Source organism: Roseateles sp. GW821-FHT02E12, assembly GCF_059421665.1.
This window is the reverse complement of record NZ_JBWKVK010000004.1, coordinates 384722-399761: the sequence shown is the minus strand read 5'-3', so window position 1 is coordinate 399761 and position 15040 is coordinate 384722. Positions and strand designations below refer to the sequence as shown.

Annotated in this window: 15 protein-coding genes; 14 read left to right on the top strand and 1 reads right to left on the bottom strand. The window is 68.8% G+C overall.

Going from position 1 to position 15040, the window contains the following annotated elements; translation table 11 throughout:
* Position 1: 1 nt before the first annotated feature.
* The 12 genes from AC07V5_RS24585 (at position 2) to AC07V5_RS24530 (ending at position 12291) form a co-directional block, all read left to right on the top strand.
* The gene (locus AC07V5_RS24585; protein WP_495118355.1) at positions 2-1234 is read left to right on the top strand and encodes a type II secretion system F family protein; all 1233 of its coding nucleotides are present in this window, start codon (positions 2-4) and stop codon (positions 1232-1234) included.
* 148 nt (positions 1235-1382) lie between these two features.
* Complete coding sequence (locus AC07V5_RS24580; RefSeq protein ID WP_495118354.1) at positions 1383-1757, top strand: type II secretion system protein; 375 nt, start codon at positions 1383-1385, stop codon at positions 1755-1757.
* On the top strand, positions 1757-2206 hold the full coding sequence (locus tag AC07V5_RS24575) for a prepilin-type N-terminal cleavage/methylation domain-containing protein (RefSeq protein ID WP_495118353.1): 450 nt from the start codon (positions 1757-1759) through the stop codon (positions 2204-2206). The genes AC07V5_RS24580 and AC07V5_RS24575 overlap by 1 nt, the downstream gene beginning before the upstream one ends.
* Positions 2207-2243: 37 nt before the next feature.
* Positions 2244-2828 (top strand): prepilin-type N-terminal cleavage/methylation domain-containing protein, encoded by a 585-nt coding sequence (locus AC07V5_RS24570; protein ID WP_495118352.1) that lies wholly within the window; start codon positions 2244-2246, stop codon positions 2826-2828.
* A 2-nt stretch (positions 2829-2830) separates the two neighbouring features.
* Complete coding sequence (locus tag AC07V5_RS24565; RefSeq protein ID WP_495118351.1) at positions 2831-3625, top strand: type II secretion system protein; 795 nt, start codon at positions 2831-2833, stop codon at positions 3623-3625.
* 41 nt (positions 3626-3666) lie between these two features.
* The gene (locus AC07V5_RS24560) at positions 3667-4074 is read left to right on the top strand and encodes an agglutinin biogenesis protein MshP (protein ID WP_495118350.1); all 408 of its coding nucleotides are present in this window, start codon (positions 3667-3669) and stop codon (positions 4072-4074) included.
* The gene (locus tag AC07V5_RS24555) at positions 4071-7724 is read left to right on the top strand and encodes a DUF6701 domain-containing protein (protein ID WP_495118349.1); all 3654 of its coding nucleotides are present in this window, start codon (positions 4071-4073) and stop codon (positions 7722-7724) included. Before AC07V5_RS24560 ends, AC07V5_RS24555 begins: the two co-directional genes overlap by 4 nt.
* The gene (locus AC07V5_RS24550; protein ID WP_495118348.1) at positions 7724-8707 is read left to right on the top strand and encodes a hypothetical protein; all 984 of its coding nucleotides are present in this window, start codon (positions 7724-7726) and stop codon (positions 8705-8707) included. Before AC07V5_RS24555 ends, AC07V5_RS24550 begins: the two co-directional genes overlap by 1 nt.
* Positions 8707-9393: a PilN domain-containing protein gene (locus AC07V5_RS24545; RefSeq protein WP_495118347.1), complete on the top strand. Its 687-nt coding sequence runs from the start codon at positions 8707-8709 to the stop codon at positions 9391-9393. Before AC07V5_RS24550 ends, AC07V5_RS24545 begins: the two co-directional genes overlap by 1 nt.
* Positions 9390-10109: a hypothetical protein gene (locus AC07V5_RS24540; protein WP_495118346.1), complete on the top strand. Its 720-nt coding sequence runs from the start codon at positions 9390-9392 to the stop codon at positions 10107-10109. Before AC07V5_RS24545 ends, AC07V5_RS24540 begins: the two co-directional genes overlap by 4 nt.
* Positions 10106-10498, top strand: a complete 393-nt coding sequence (locus tag AC07V5_RS24535; protein ID WP_495118345.1) for a hypothetical protein — start codon at positions 10106-10108, stop codon at positions 10496-10498. Before AC07V5_RS24540 ends, AC07V5_RS24535 begins: the two co-directional genes overlap by 4 nt.
* The gene (locus AC07V5_RS24530; RefSeq protein ID WP_495118344.1) at positions 10495-12291 is read left to right on the top strand and encodes a secretin GspD/PilQ domain-containing protein; all 1797 of its coding nucleotides are present in this window, start codon (positions 10495-10497) and stop codon (positions 12289-12291) included. Before AC07V5_RS24535 ends, AC07V5_RS24530 begins: the two co-directional genes overlap by 4 nt.
* Here the strand turns inward: AC07V5_RS24530 and selD are convergent, their stop codons facing one another.
* Positions 12292-13365, bottom strand: coding sequence for a selenide, water dikinase SelD (gene selD, locus AC07V5_RS24525; protein ID WP_495118343.1), 1074 nt, complete (start codon positions 13363-13365; stop codon positions 12292-12294).
* Positions 13366-13394: 29 nt separating this feature from the next.
* Here selD and AC07V5_RS24520 point away from each other — a divergent pair, with 29 nt between their 5' ends.
* Together AC07V5_RS24520 and AC07V5_RS24515 are read left to right on the top strand one after the other, a co-directional pair.
* Positions 13395-14222 (top strand): phosphonate ABC transporter ATP-binding protein, encoded by an 828-nt coding sequence (locus tag AC07V5_RS24520; protein ID WP_495118342.1) that lies wholly within the window; start codon positions 13395-13397, stop codon positions 14220-14222.
* Positions 14213-15040, top strand: coding sequence for a PhnE/PtxC family ABC transporter permease (locus AC07V5_RS24515; protein ID WP_495118341.1), 828 nt, complete (start codon positions 14213-14215; stop codon positions 15038-15040). Before AC07V5_RS24520 ends, AC07V5_RS24515 begins: the two co-directional genes overlap by 10 nt.

Here is a 15040-nt window from a genome sequence, read left to right as displayed (position 1 = left end):
AATGAGCAACTTTTCCTTCAAGGGGCGCAACGGCCGCGGCGAGCTTGTCGAAGGCATCGTCGACGCGGTGAGCAGCGACGCCGTCGCCGCCCAACTGATGGCTGGCGGTGTGGTGCCGGTCAGCATCGAGGCGACGACCGAAGCCGTCAGCGTGGCCGGCGGCAGCAACTGGCTGGAAGCCCTGCTCGCCAAGCCGATCACGCAGGAAGACGCCCTCGTGCTGACGCGCCAGCTCTACACGCTGCAGAAAGCCGGCGTGCCCATCCTGCGCGCGCTCGCAGGCCTGGAGGCGTCCACCTCCCACCCCGGCATCATCAGCCTGCTGCAAGACGTGCGCGCCAGCCTCGACCAGGGCCGCGAGCTGGCCACGGCCTTCGGCCGCCACCCCAATGTCTTCAGCCCCTTCTACGTTGCCATGACGCGCGTGGGCGAGCTGACCGGCAAGCTCACCGAAGTCTTCCAGCGCCTGGCCGAGCACCTGGAGTTCGAGCTCGACATCCGCGCCCGCATCAAGCAGGCATTGCGCTATCCCATCATGGTCATCATCGCGATGGGCATCGCGTTGATCGTCATCAACCTCTTCGTGCTGCCCAAGTTCGCCGACGTCTTCTCCCACTTCAAGACCGAGCTGCCGCTGATGACGCGCATCCTGCTCGGCTTCTCGAACTGGACGGTGAAATGGTGGCCCATGGTGGTGGCCGGGGGCATCGGTGCAGCGCTGGCATGGCGCAACTGGGTTGCCACACCCGGCGGGCGCTACACCTGGGACCGCTTCAAGCTCAGGCTGCCCATCGCCGGCAACATCGTGCTCAAGGCCACGCTGGCCCGCTTCGCGCGCAGCTTCTCACTGGCCAGCAGTTCGGGCGTGCCCATCAGCCAGGCCATGACAGTGGTGGCCCAGACGGTGGACAACGCCTACATCGGTGCCCGCATCGAGCAGATGCGCGACGGCGTCGAGCGGGGCGAGAGCATCTCGCGCTGCGCCACGGCCACCGGCGTCTTCACACCCATCGTCTTGCAAATGATTGCGGTGGGCGAGGAGACCGGCGAGCTGGACACGCTGATGACCGAGATCGCGCAGATGTACGAGCGCGAGACCGACTACGCCATCAAAGGCCTGTCCGCCGCCATCGAGCCCATCCTGCTGGCCATCATCGGGGCGCTCGTCCTCGTGCTGGCCCTGGGCGTCTTCCTGCCTTTGTGGAACCTCGGCCAGGCCGCGACGGGTCGTTGACCCGCTTTCGCGTGAAGCTTGCAACGGATTGCAGGCCTGCGTCCAGCCATCAGAAAACCTGTGCCTTTTTCACTTCTCATCGCTGGCACCGTGGTCGATAGTCCTGCCACTCCCCGGACCACAGCGCCCTGAGCGCAGGAAGGCACCCATGAACAAGTCCCAACAAGCCGGCTTCACCCTGATCGAGTTGGTGATGGTCATCGTCATCCTCGGCGTGCTGGCTGCAGTGGCCTTGCCCAAGTTCGTTGCCGTCGATGACGACGCCAAGCAGGCGGCCGTCAACGGCGTGGCCGGTGCCCTGAGCTCCGCCTCTGCCATCAACTATGCGGCCAAGAAGGCCAACAGCAACAACGGCGTGGCGGTGGCCAAGTGCTCCGACGTCGTGGCCGCGCTGCAAAGCGCCCTGCCCACCGGCTTCTCTGTCACGACTGACAGTACGGTCACGGCCAACGTCACTGTCAGCACCTGCGTGCTGACTGGCCACACCAGCCATACGGCCAACTTCACGGTCACCGGTACCTGATGACTTGCAACCCGCGCACCGTCGCGGGCTTCACGCTGATCGAGCTCATCCTCGTCATCGTGATCACAGCCGCCCTGGCGGTGTTCGCCCTTCCCAAGGTGGTGGACACAACGCTTTGGCGGCTGCGTACTTTTGGCGATGAGCTTCAGGCGCGCCACCAGGCCATGCTGAGGCTGGCCTTGCAGCAGCGCCGGCCCATCGTGGCCACCATCACCGGCACCGGCATCAGCTGGGCCTACGGCAGCGGCGCCGCCATCGATGCCCTGCCCTGCCCGGCCACGGAGAGCCCCTGCATGTCCGGAGGCGGCACGGTGACCTTTAACAGCGGCAACGGCGGCGCGACCGCCACCAGCACCGGGGGCGCCATGACCGTCACCGTGGCCTACGGCAGCTACAGCCAGGTCTACCGCATCGAGGCGGATACCGGGCTGATTTACCCGACTCCTTGAGGCTTGACCCATGAGTCGCTCGGCTAGCATCCCCCGCATGCCGGCCATGCACCGCAGGCGGCGCGCGCGCGGCCTGACCCTGATCGAACTGCTGCTCTTCGTCGTCGTCGTCGGCATCGCGCTGAGCGCGATGCTCAAGGTCTTCGTCACCGCCACGATAGCGAGCACCGATCCCATGGTGCGCCGCCAGCAGCTCGCCATCGCCGAGTCGCTGCTGCGCGAGGTGGAGCTGATGCCCTTCACCTGGTGCGACCCGACCGACGCGAATGTCGAGACGGCGAGCGCCGCCGTCGTTTCACCGACCGGATGCGCGACGCTCGTGGAAAGCAGCGGACCCGAATCGCCCCCAGGCGGCGCGCAGACCCGTTACGGTCCGACGAACTTCTTCAACAACGTCAACGACTACGCCGGCTTCTCGATGAGCGGCATCCGCGACGTGACGAACGCGGCCGTCGCCGGCCTGACCGGCTACACCGCCTCGGTGGCCGTCACCGCCGCCGCGCTGGACAACGTTGCTGCCAGCGAAGCGCTGAAGATCACCGTCAGCGTCACCGCACCGGACAACAGCACGATCGTCCTGCAGGGCTGGCGGACTCGTTATGCGCCGAACTCCCCGGATTGAGCATGCAAGCTGAGCGCGGCTTCACGTTGATCGAGTCGGTGATGGTGATCGCCATCACCGGCATCGTCATCGCCGTCGTGTCCGTGTTCATCGTGCCGGCGACGACGGCCTATTTCGCCAGCGCGACACGCGCCCAGTTGGGCGATCAGGCAGACACCGCCCTGCGCCGCATGGCCCGCGACCTGAGCCTGGCACTGCCCAACAGCGCCCGCGTGTCAGGCAGCGGCATGAGCGTGGAGCTCATCCCGGTCAGCGGCGCGGCGAGGTATGCAACCGAGCCCCCCGGTGCACTGCAGTTCGGCGTCTCGCCCATCCCCACTTTCTCGATCATCGGCCCGCCCCTCACGCTCAGCCACGCCAGCCAGCAACTGGCTTGGCTCAACCTCGGCGCCGGCATCTCAGACGCCGACGCCTACACGCTCAACAACGTGCGCACGTCCAGCAACGCTGCCGGCAGCGCAGGCAACGTCAACGTCACCGGCGCTGCCCTGCCCAACTCGCTGCAGGCGCCGCCCTTCCGCGTCTACGCCATCGAGCCCCCCGTCAGCTACCGCTGCGACACGACAGCCAAGACGCTGACGCGTTACAGCGGCTATGGCTTCAACGCCACCCAGCCGGACCCGCCATCCGGCGGCACGAGCGCGGTGCTGGCACGCAATGTCTCGGCCTGCACCTTCAGCTTCAATGCCGGTGCCGTTGCGGCCCGCTATGCCCTCGTCACGCTGCAGATCTCGCTGCAGGCCCAGGGTGAGACGGTGACCCTCTACCACGCAGTCCATGTGGACAATCTGCCATGACGCACGGGGCCCCCACACACCGCGGCTTCACAGTGGTCTCGATGCTCTTCATCCTGGTGGCGCTGGCGGCCATGGGTGTGGCGCTGGCCTCGCTGACCCAGCGCCAGCAGCTCGGCTCGGCCGGTGAGCTGGCCGCATCCAAGGCCTACCAGGCGGCGCTCGCCGGCCTGGAATGGGGCAGCTACCAGGTCTTGCCCGGCTCCGCGCAGCCGGCCTGCTTTGCCACCAAGAGCTTCCAGCTGCCCGACCAGCTCTCCGATTTCACCGTGACCGTCAGCTGCGTACGCACACCCGGCGCCGGCACTGTCAGCGACGGCGCAAAGACGCTGGCCTTCTATGTGCTCGTCGCCACGGCCTGCAACATCCCCGGCGGTGGCATCTGTCCCAATGCCGCCACCACCGAGCCGGCCTATGCCGAGCGCCAGCTCAGCCGGAGCCTCGCCAAATGAAGACGTTGCGCCTTGTCCTCGCCTTCTTGCTGCTGGCGCTGCTGGGCAGCCTCGCCCAGGCCGCGTCCAGCTACACCTTCCGCAGCGACAGCTTTGCCTGGGAATCCGCCGCCAACGCCATCAGCACGTGGGACAAGACCTGCACCGGCTACCCCGGCGACGACGACAAGGCGACGATTACCTTCACGGGCGGCTTCAAGTTCAGCTTCGCCGGCACCAACTACACGTCGGTGCGCGTGCTGACCAATGGTGGCCTGCAGTTCGGCACCGACACGGGCTTCTTTCGCAGCTTCACCAACACGACCCTGCCGGCCGCGAGTGCAGGCGCACAGAGCGGCTGCACGGCGGCTGCCACCACCAACGTCATCCTCGCCTACTGGACCGACCTGAACCCCAGCCAGAACGGCAGCGGCGGCGTGACCTGGGAGCAAAAGGGCTCGGCGCCCAACCGCTACCTCGTCGTCTCCTGGAACGGCGTCTACCAATACAGCACGACGACGCCCTACACCTTCCAGATCATCCTGTACGAGAACGGCGAGTTCAAATTCCAGTACGGCAACGCCAATGCCACCGGCTCCAAGGCCACCATCGGTGTACAGGTCGACAGCAACGACTACACGCAGTACTCCTACAACAGCGGCTACAACGCCAACGGCAGCGCCATCCGCTGGTTCGTGCCCAGCGGCACGCCGACGCGCAAGGCCGAATACCGCTTCGACGAATACAGCTACAGCGGCCGCGTCGGTGAGGTGGCCGACAGCAGCGGCAACAGCAACAACGGGGTTCGCGTCGGCGCGCCGACCACCTCGCCCACTGCCAAAGTCTGCCGCTCGCTCAACGTCCCTGCCAATACGACCAACACCAGCGATGCCGTCGACACACTGCTCGACGTCAATTCAGCCATTGGCGACAAGGGCGCCGTCACCCTCTGGTACTCAGCCAACACGGCCTGGAGCAACTCAGCCGCAGTCTTGCTGGACGCGACAACGTCGGCCAGCAAGCCCTTCTTCCTCGTGCGGCAGAGCGACGGCTCGCTGCGGGCCACCATCACCGACAGCGGCGGCACCGTGGTGTCGACGGTCACTCCGGTGCAGGTGGTCACCGCGAGCACCTGGAAGCACGTTGCCGTCACGTGGAAACTGGCCACGGGCAACAACCAAAGCGTGCTGCGCATCTACATCAACGGCACACAGGTCGGAGCCACGACGACGACGACGACCGGCACCCTCGACAACAGCATCGGCACCCTCTTCGTCGGCGACAACCGCAGCAGCACTGCGCCTGCCAACGCCACGCTGAACTCGGCCAACGGCCTCATCGACGAGATGCGGGTCTACAACTACGAGATCAGCGCGCTCGAGTTGACGGCCGACATGGCGGCGACGCCACGTGTCTGCCTGCCGCCGCTGGATCACTATGAGCTGTCACTGCCGACGAACAGCCTCACGTGCCTGCCGACCACGGTAACCGTCAAGGCCTGCTCCACCAATGCGAGCTCATGCAGCGTCGAGACGTCGATCAACGGCACCGCGGTACTGACCGCGCCTACCGGCACGCTGACCCCCAGCATCGTCAGTTTCGTCAACGGCGTCGCGACCGCGACGCTGAGTTTGCCGGGCGGCGCCGACAACACCAACGTCACCGTCTCGCTCGGCGCGGAATCGACATCAGCCTCCAACCCCCGGCAATGCTGCCCCGACGGCGTCAATTGCGCGGCGGCCGGCAGTTGCACGACCAATTTCAAGCGCGCCGGCTTCATCGTCTCCGCCGCGGCCGGCGGCACGGAGGCCGCGCTGCCGGTGCACACGGCCGGCACCCAAAGCGGCAGTTACTACTACCTGCGCGCCGTCAAGAGCGGCACGAGCACGCAGGCCTGCGAGGCTGCGCTGACCGGCAGCAACAACATCAACTGGGCCTACCAGTGCAGTGACCCGGCCACCTGCAGCGGCAGCAATCTGATGACCATCGCCAGTTTCACGCCGGGCACGCCGCCCGCCGCCAAGGCGAGCACCGTCATCCAGCGCAACGACAACAACGCCACGCTGAGCTACACGCCGGTGGCCATGGCCTTCGACAGCAACGGCAACGCGCCCTTCAAGCTGACCTTCGCCGACGTCGGCAAGACCCTGCTCCATTTCAATTTCACGGCCAGCGTGGGTGGCAGCAGCGACCTGATCAACGGCAGCAGCCTCGCCTTCGTCACCAAGCCTGGCGGTTTCACCGTCACCAACATCGCCGATGCGGCCAGCCCTTTCACTGCCAACCCCAAGGCAGCGGCGGCCGGCGATGCGGCCTTTGTCAAAGCCGGCGCGCCGTTTTCAGCGCGCATCACTGCCACCACGTCCACCGGTGCCACAACGCCCAATTTCGGCAAGGAATCCAGCCTGGAAAAGGTGTTGCTGACGCCGACGCTGGTGCTGCCTGCCGGCACCTCCGGCACCTTGGCCAACGCGACGGTGAGTGGCTTCAACAGCGGCTTTGCCACCGTTGCCAATCTCGCCTACAGCGAAGTCGGCATCGTGACCATGCTGCCCACCTTGGCCTCCGGCAGCTACCTCGGCGTCGGCGCGGCCACCGGTGCGGTGACGGGCACGGCCAGCGAACAGATCGGTCGCTTCATCCCCGCGGGCTTCAAGGTCTCCGCCGTGCCCTTGCTGAACCCGGTGTCGCCCAGGCATCGCAGCGCGATGGCCTGCGCCTCCCCCGCCGCCTTCACCTATCTCGACGAAGACTTCCAGCTTGTGTTCCGCCTCACGGCGGTCAACTTGAGCGGCATCACGACTGCAAACTACACCGGCGCCTTCGCCAAGTTGCCGATCGCCACGCCGGCGGCCACCGCGGCCACCTACAACCTCGCCGGCGTCGACACGGCCAATGGCACTCGGTTCGTGGGTGCGCGGCTGGCCTTCCGATCCAGTGCAGGCGCCTGGTCGGACGGCACGGTGCCTACCGCGCCCCTCGGTACCGCCGACGTGACGCTCACCGCCGCCGCCCTGCGCGGTGGCGCGCCTGACGGCCCCTTCGACGCCGCCTTCGGCATCGCCGCCGTCGACTCCGATCAGGTTCGCATGGCCGCTTTCGATATCGATACCGACCCCACCGTCGTCGGCAACGATCGCACCGGGCTCGGGCAAATCCCCCTGCGTTATGGTCGGCTGCGCCTACAAAATGGCATGAGCGCCGCCAACCGGGCGCTGAACCTGCCGCTCGTGGCCCAGTACTGGGACAGCAACACCAACGTCTTCAAGGCCAATACTCTGGATTCCTGCACCCGCGTGACCGCCGCCAACCTGAGCTTCGGCAACTTCCGCAGGGGGCTCCAGGCCGCCGACGCGGTCATGAATCCCGCTTCCGTCACGGTCAGCCCGGCGATCAACACCTTCATCACACTGTCCGCCCCTGGCGGCAACCGGGTGGGCAGCGTTGACGTCGCCATCGCACTCGGCGTTGGCGCCAGCCCGGCCGACCAGTCCTGCCTGAAGACTTCTGGCGGCTGGACGGCCACGACGGCCGCCACGACCGGCGCCAACCTGACCTCGCTGCGCGGTGCCTGGTGTGGCAACACCAACATCAGCGACCCCAGCGCCCGCGCCGTGTGGGGCCTTTACCGCGGCAGCAACGGCGTGCTCTACCAGCGGGAGAACTACTGATGCGCTGGCCCTGGACTCCCCGCCGTGGTGGCCAGCGCCTGCTGCTGCGCCGCGTCGGCAACCAGCACGCCTTCGTGCTGACTGACGGCGCACCTGGTGATGCCCCCGCCCGACTGCTGCGCTGGGGTTTGCTGCCGGAGGCAAGACCCGTCCCTGCGGGCGACGCCATTGCCCTGCTCGACCCGGCGGACTACCAGATCCTCAAGGTCGACACGCCCAACGTGCCCCAGGAGGAACTCAAGGCCGCGGCACGCTGGCAGGTCAAGGAGATGGTGGACATGGAAGTCGCCGAGCTGACGCTGGACGTCATGCACGTCGGCGGCGATGTGGAACGCGCACAACGCCAGCTCTTCGTCGTTGCGGCGCGCAACAGTGCCATCAAGGCGCTGACCGACGGCGCCGCCCCGCTGACCGATCAGATTTCCATCGTCGACGTCTGGGAGACGGCGTTGCGCAACCTGCTCACACAGCAGGCCCGTGCCGACGAACTCGCCACCCGGGCCTGCGCCGCTGTCTTCGTCGACGAGGGCTTGTGCATCCTCATCGTCTGTGCGGGCGACGAGCTTTTCTACACCCGCCGCATCGAGGCGGACCCGAGCCTGCTGGCGCGTGCCCGTGGCGAGCAGCAGGACGCCGGCGCGGCTGAACTGCCGCTGGGTTTCGAGTACCAGCCGGGTGGGACTTTCGACGTCAACGCGCCCCAGGAATCGCCCCTGGTCGTCGAGCTGCAGCGCTCCATCGACGTCTGGGAGCGCAGCTGGCCCGAGCTGCCGCTGGCGCGCCTGTACGTCATCACCGCAGAGCACGGCCCCGAGGTCGCCACGCTGATCCAGCGCGAACTCGGCCAGCGCACCGTGGCCCTGGACCCCTTCGCCGCCTTCGCCGCCGAGCGCCCGGCACCCGAGGGCGACGCCGCCCAGGCCCTGGCCGCTTGCATCCCCCTGCTGGGCGCCGCCCTGCGCACCGAGACCCGGCAGCTCTGATGGCTCAGCAGATCAATCTCCTCACGCCCATCCTGCTGGCGCCCAAGCGGTATTTCTCGGCCGTCACGTTGCTGCAGGCCACCGGGCTGCTGGCGATCGTGGGCGTCGCGGCGTCGCTGTGGATGCAGCAGCGCGACCGCCAAGCCGAGACGGACCATCAAGCCCTGCTCACTCAGTACGCCACGCAACGCCAGCAGCTCATCGTGGCGCGCGCCAACCTGCCCGCACCGCAGGACGCCAACGCCCTGCAACAGCAACTCCAGGCCATGCAGGCCGGCAACAACCAGCGCCAGGCGCTGCTGGCCAGCCTGGGCGCCAGCAGCAGCCGCAAGGCCGGCCAACGCCACTCCGACCTGCTCGCCCTCATCGCGCGCAGCCTGCCCGAATCCGCCTGGCTGAGCGAGCTGCGCTACGCACCGGGCCGCGTCGAACTCGTCGGCGGCACGCTCGACACCAGCTTGCTGCGGCCCTGGCTGAGCCAGCTCGCCGCGCACCCGCTGCTCGCCGGCCAGGAGCTGTCGGCCCTGCGCGTGGAGCGCCCCGGCGCACCGGGCACGGAGTCCACCAACAACCCGCTGCTGGAGCGCAACGGCCCGCTCGCTCAAAGCAGCCTGCCGGTCTGGGCCTTCCGCGTCGTGAGTGCGCCTGCGGGACAAGCCAGTGCCGCCTCGGGAGCCACACGATGAAGGCACAGACCACCATCGACAGCGCCCTGCTGCGCAAGCGCCTGGCGCCGCTGCTGGCGGCCTGGGAGCGCCAGGCCAAGCGCATCGACGCGCTGAGCCTGCGCGAGCGCGCCATCCTCTTCCTCAGCATCTTCGCCGTGCTGGCAGCCCTGTTCGACACGCTGGTGCTCTCGCCCCAGGCCGTGCGCGCCAAGCAGCGCAGTGACCAGCGGGCGCAGCAGGCCACCGAGCTGACCCAGCTGCGCGATCAGTTCGTTGCCGCCAGCGGCGATACCAACGACCCCAGCGGCCAGCTGCGCATCCAGCTCGACACCGCCCGCGCCGAACGCATCCGGCTGGACGACGAGCTGCGCAAGGCCGGCTCCGTCAGCGAGGGCGAGGGCCTCTCGGTCGTGCTGCAGCGGCTGCTGGCCCAACAACCAGGGCTGGTGCTGGAAAGGCTGCGGTTGCTGGAGGACGCGCCCGTCGCCCTGCCCGCGGCCTCCGCCCCGGCCGCGAGCCCACAACCACCGGCTTTGCCCGCCATGGCCGGCATGAGCTGGCAGGGCGTGGAGCTGCAGGTGCAAGGCAGCTACCGCGACACCCAGGGCTATCTGCAGGCGCTGGAACGCGAACTGCCTGGCCTGCGCTGGGGCGAAATGCGGCTGAGCGCCAGCGGCGGCAAGGAGCCGCCGCGGCTGCAGGCCCAGCTGTTCCTGTTGAAGGTGCAGCCATGAGAGCCCTCTTTCTGCTGCTCCTGCTGCCGGCGCTTGCGGCCCGCGCTGACGAGCCCGCCCGCGACCCCACTGCCTGGCCACCCGCGCTGCGCAGCGCCATGGCCGCATCAGCGGCGCCAGCTGCATCGAGTGCCGAGCCGGGCAGCAATGCCATCCGCCAGGTCGTCTTTGCCGACGGCCGCGCCTATGTCGTGCAGCGCGGCCGGCGCTTCGGCGTAGGCGACCAACTCGACGGCGCGCGCATCGAACGCATCACCGAACAGGCCGTCTGGCTGCGCGAGGCCGGTCAGGTCCGTCGCGAACCGCTTTATGGCGGCGTTGAAAAACGCCCGCCAGCGCCTGCGGCCCCGGCCGCATCCGGCGCCAAGAAATCCAAGGAGAAGCCATGAAGGCCGCCGTTCCCCGTCTTTCGCTGCTGAGCGCCGCCGTGCTGCTGGCAGCAGGACTGTCAGGTTGTGCCGACAAGCCACTGCGCGTCGCCCAGCCCAGCCAGTCGCTGCGCGAAGAGCTGCAAGCCCAACGCGCCGTGCCGCCGGCTCATGCAGCCTCAGCTGCAGTGGCCGCAGCGCCGGTCGCCCAGGCCCAACCCGTGCCGGCGCCGCCCCCCGCGCTGCCGCCGGAGCCGCGCTTCGACCTCATCGTCAACGGCGCGCCGGCGCGTGATGTCTTCCTGTCCCTCGTCAGCGACACGCGCTACAGCATGCTCGTGCACCCGGCCGTGTCGGGCCAGCTGTCGGTCACGCTCAAGGGCGTCACGCTGCGCGAATCGCTGGACGCCATCCGCGACGTCTACGGCTTCGACTACACCATCGACGGCCGCCGCATCACCGTCTTCCCGCCCACGCTGCAAACCCGCGTGTTCACCATCAACGCGCTGGCCCACCAGCGCAGCGGCCGCAGCGATGTGCGCGTCAGCTCCGGCGCCGCGCCGGCCAGCAGCCAGAGCGGTGCCACGGGCGCGACCGGCTCGGCCACTGGCGGCAGCGCGCCCACCGTGCAACAGCAGGACAGCACCCAGCTCAGCACCAAGGTGTCGAGCGACTTCTGGAGCGAAACGAACAACGCGCTGAAGGCGCTGGTCGGCAGTGGTGAAGGCCGCACCGTCATCACCAGCCCGCAAACCGGCACGGTGGCCGTGCGCGCCATGCCGGAGGAGCTGCGCCATGTCGAGGCCTGGCTGAAGGCGACGCGCATCGCCGTCGAGCGCCAGGTCATGCTGGAGGCCAAGATCGTCGAGGTCGAGCTGCGCGAGGGCTACCAGAGCGGCATCGACTGGTCGCGCATCGGTGACCGCAGCGCCATCGGCCAGACCAGCGTCAACCCCTCCATCCCGAGCGGCGTCAGCACCATCCTCAATCCGCTGGTCAGCAACACGCGCGGCCTGCCCGTGCTGTCCAGCGGCACGCAAAGCCCGGCCTGGCCCGACCTCATCCCGCTGCCCTCGGCCGGCGGCGGCACCTTCGGCCTGGCGCTGGCACGCGGCGGCTTCCAGGCGCTCCTGAGCTTCATCGAAACCCACGGTGACACGCAGATCCTGTCGAGCCCCCGCATCGCGACGCTGAACAACCAGAAGGCGGTGCTGAAGGTCGGCACCGACGACTACTTCATCACCGGCATCAGCGGCAGCAACAGTGGCAGCAACGCGAGCAACACCGGCACGAACGGCACCACCAACCAGATCCCGACGCTGACGCTGACGCCCTTCTTCAGCGGCATTGCGCTGGATGTGACGCCGCAAATCGACGCGGCCGACATGATCACGCTGCACGTCCACCCCTCGGTCTCCAACGTGACCGAGAAGGTCAAGCAGGTCGACCTTGGCTCGGTGGGCAACTTCCGCCTGCCGCTGGCCAGCGCCAGCGTCAACGAGAGCGACACCGTGGTGCGCATCCCCGACGGGCAGATCGTCGCCATCGGCGGCCTGATGCAGATGGAAGCGACGCGGCGCGGCTCCGGCCTGCCGGGCGCCGATAGCAACCCGCTCACGTCGATGCTGTTCGGCAACCGCGCCAACAACGGCCGCAAGCGCGAGCTCATCGTGCTCATCAAGCCCAGCATCATCCGCAGCGCCGAGGACTGGGAGCAGCACAACCGCCTCGTCAGCGAGTCGCTGAACGACACGGAAAGCCGCGCGCACCGCGTGATCCGCCTGGACGGGGCGGCGGAGGCCAAGCCGAAGTGATCAGCCCTGCACGCGCAGCGGCTGCGAGCCGGCCGCTGTAACCCGCCCCACGACCGCCGCGGCGGTGAAGCCGTGGCGCGTGAAGACCGCGAGCACCTCGTCGACCGCGCCGGGCTCGCAGGACACCAGCAGCCCGCCGCTGGTCTGCGGATCGGTCAGCAGCGCGCGGTCCTCGGCGGCGAAGTCGGCCGGGAGCTGGATGTCCTGCCCATAACCCGCCCAGTTGCGCCCGGACGCCCCGGTGACGAAGCCGCGCTGGGCCAACTCGCGCACACCCGCCAGCAGCGGCACGGCGCGCCAGTCGATCTCCACCGTGCAGCCCGAGCCGCGCGCCAGCTCCAGCGCATGGCCGGCCAGGCCGAAACCGGTCACGTCGGTCAACGCGTGCACGCCCGGCAGCGCGGCCAGGTCAGGCCCCGGCGTGTTCAGCTTCGTCGTCGTGTCGATCATGCGGGCATACCCCTCGGCGTCGAGCTGCTCCTTCTTCAACGCCGCGCTCATGACACCCACGCCCAGCGGCTTGCCGAGCACCAGCACGTCGCCCGGGCGCGCATCGGCATTGCGCTTGACGCGCTTGGGGTGCACGAGGCCCAGCGCCACCAGGCCGTAGATGGCCTCGACCGAATCGATGGTGTGGCCGCCCGCGATGGGAATGCCGGCCGCGCGGCAGACCGAGGCACCGCCTTCCAGCACGCGGCCAATCGTGTGCGTGGACAGCACGTTGATCGGCATGCCAACGAGGGCCAGCGCCAGGATGGGCCGGCCGCCCATCGCGTAGACGTCGCTGATCGCGTTGGTCGCCGCGATGCGACCGAAGTCAAAGGGGTCGTCGACGATGGGCATGAAGAAATCCGTCGTCGCGATCAGCGCCTGCTCGTCGTTGAGCTGGTAGACGGCGGCATCGTCGGCCGTCTCGATGCCGACGAGCAATTCCTTCGGGATGGGCATGGCCGGCATGCCCTTGAGGATCTCCGACAGCACGCCCGGCGCGATCTTGCAGCCGCAGCCGCCGCCGTGGGACAGCGAGGTCAGACGGGGTTCAGAGGACGTGGCCGGGCTGGTGGGTGCGTTCATGCCGTCACTCTACCGATAGAGTCGTGCCCGTGAAGATCTCCCTGCAAGACCTGTCCGCGCGCCATGCCACCGCTCGGCGCGGCGCGCCGGACGCGCTGGCCGGCCTGACCGTGGACATCGCCGTTGGCGAGCAAGTGGCCGTCATCGGCCCGTCCGGCGCGGGCAAGACGACGCTGCTGGAAGTGCTGGCCTGCGCCCGCCCGCCTTCGGCCGGCCAGCTGATGGTGGACAACGCTTTGCCGTGGACGCTGCCGCGGCGCGCGCTGCAGCGCCTGCGCGGCCAGTTGATCCTCGTGCCCCAGGTGCCACCCCTGCCGCCGCGCCAGCGCGTCGTCACCGCCGTACTGGCTGGCCGGCTGCCGAGCTGGAGCCTGTGGACGGCGCTGCGCTCGCTGTTCTACCCGGTGGACATCCCCGCCGCCGACGAAGCGCTGGAGGCCTTCGAGCTGAGCGACAAGCTCTTCGAGCGCGTGGACCGCCTCTCCGGCGGCGAGCGCCAGCGCGTGGGCCTGGCGCGTGCGCTGGTGTCGCCGGCCCGGTTGTGGTTGGTGGACGAGCCGCTGTCTGCGCTGGACCCGGCCCGCGCCCAGCGCGCCGTCGCGGCCCTGGTGCGCGAGGCCGCCGCGCGCGGCATCTCCCTCGTGGCCACGCTGCACCAGGTGGAGGTGGCGCTGGCCCATTTCCCGCGCATCCTGGGCCTGCGCGACGGCCGGATGGTGTTTGACCTGCCTTCGGCCGAGGTGACGCCCGAGCTGCTGGCGCGGCTGTACGCGTCGCATGAGCACGAGTTGCACGGCGCCGCGCCGACCGACGAGCCGCCGGCGCCGGCTGCGCCCGTGGTGATGCAATGCCGCTGAGCACGCCGGCCCGCCGCGATCCGGCCTGGCTGGGGCGCGTAGGCCTCTCGGCCGCGGCACTCGTGCTGCTGTGGCCGCTGCTGGTGGCCACCGAGTTCAAGCCCTGGCTGCTGCTGGAGGCCGACTCGCTGCGCGTGACGGGCCGCTTCGTGGCCAGCTTCCTGCCGCCGGCGTTGAGCAGCGACTTCCTGCTGATGCTGGCGCGCGAGACCTGGCGCACCGTGGCCATCGCCACGGCGGGCATCACGCTGGGCCTCGTCATCGCCGTGCCGCTGACACTGGCGGCCACGCGCACGCTGTCCATCTCGGCGCTGGCCGGCCGCATGGCCGCCCTGCCCTACGCCGTGCGCCACGCAGTGCGCCTGCTGCTCATCGTGCTGCGCAGCATGCCGGAGCTGGTGTGGGCCCTGGTGTTCGTGCGCGTCGTCGGCCTGGGGCCTGCGGCCGGCGTGCTGGCGATTGCGCTGACCTACGGCGGCATGCTGGGCAAGGTCTACGCCGAGATCCTGGAAAGCGGCGACGCCCAGGTCACGCAGACGCTGCTGCGCAATGGCGCGACGCGGCTGCAGGCCTTTGCCTACGGCCTTCTGCCGCAGAACGCCGCCGAGCTGACGAGCTACACCGTCTACCGCTGGGAGTGCGCCATCCGCAGCTCCGTCGTGCTCGGCTTCGTCGGCGCGGGCGGCCTGGGCCAGCAGATGGACAGCTCGATGAAGATGTTTGCCGGCGGCGAGGTGATGACGATGCTGCTCGTCTTCGTCGCGCTGGTGGCCTTGGCCGACCAATTGAGCGCCGCGCTGCGGCGAGCGCTGGGCTAG

Excerpts from the sequence above, each read along its gene's own strand:
- AC07V5_RS24585 (WP_495118355.1), top strand. The coding sequence starts at position 2 with ATGAGCAACTTTTCCTTCAAGGGGCGCAACGGCCGCGGCGAGCTTGTC.
- AC07V5_RS24580 (WP_495118354.1), top strand. The coding sequence starts at position 1,383 with ATGAACAAGTCCCAACAAGCCGGCTTCACCCTGATCGAGTTGGTGATG.
- AC07V5_RS24575 (WP_495118353.1), top strand. The coding sequence starts at position 1,757 with ATGACTTGCAACCCGCGCACCGTCGCGGGCTTCACGCTGATCGAGCTC.
- AC07V5_RS24570 (WP_495118352.1), top strand. The coding sequence starts at position 2,244 with ATGCCGGCCATGCACCGCAGGCGGCGCGCGCGCGGCCTGACCCTGATC.
- AC07V5_RS24565 (WP_495118351.1), top strand. The coding sequence starts at position 2,831 with ATGCAAGCTGAGCGCGGCTTCACGTTGATCGAGTCGGTGATGGTGATC.
- AC07V5_RS24560 (WP_495118350.1), top strand. The coding sequence starts at position 3,667 with ATGCTCTTCATCCTGGTGGCGCTGGCGGCCATGGGTGTGGCGCTGGCC.
- AC07V5_RS24555 (WP_495118349.1), top strand. The coding sequence starts at position 4,071 with ATGAAGACGTTGCGCCTTGTCCTCGCCTTCTTGCTGCTGGCGCTGCTG.
- AC07V5_RS24550 (WP_495118348.1), top strand. The coding sequence starts at position 7,724 with ATGCGCTGGCCCTGGACTCCCCGCCGTGGTGGCCAGCGCCTGCTGCTG.
- AC07V5_RS24545 (WP_495118347.1), top strand. The coding sequence starts at position 8,707 with ATGGCTCAGCAGATCAATCTCCTCACGCCCATCCTGCTGGCGCCCAAG.
- AC07V5_RS24540 (WP_495118346.1), top strand. The coding sequence starts at position 9,390 with ATGAAGGCACAGACCACCATCGACAGCGCCCTGCTGCGCAAGCGCCTG.
- AC07V5_RS24535 (WP_495118345.1), top strand. The coding sequence starts at position 10,106 with ATGAGAGCCCTCTTTCTGCTGCTCCTGCTGCCGGCGCTTGCGGCCCGC.
- AC07V5_RS24530 (WP_495118344.1), top strand. The coding sequence starts at position 10,495 with ATGAAGGCCGCCGTTCCCCGTCTTTCGCTGCTGAGCGCCGCCGTGCTG.
- selD (WP_495118343.1), bottom strand. The coding sequence starts at position 13,365 with ATGAACGCACCCACCAGCCCGGCCACGTCCTCTGAACCCCGTCTGACC.
- AC07V5_RS24515 (WP_495118341.1), top strand. The coding sequence starts at position 14,213 with ATGCCGCTGAGCACGCCGGCCCGCCGCGATCCGGCCTGGCTGGGGCGC.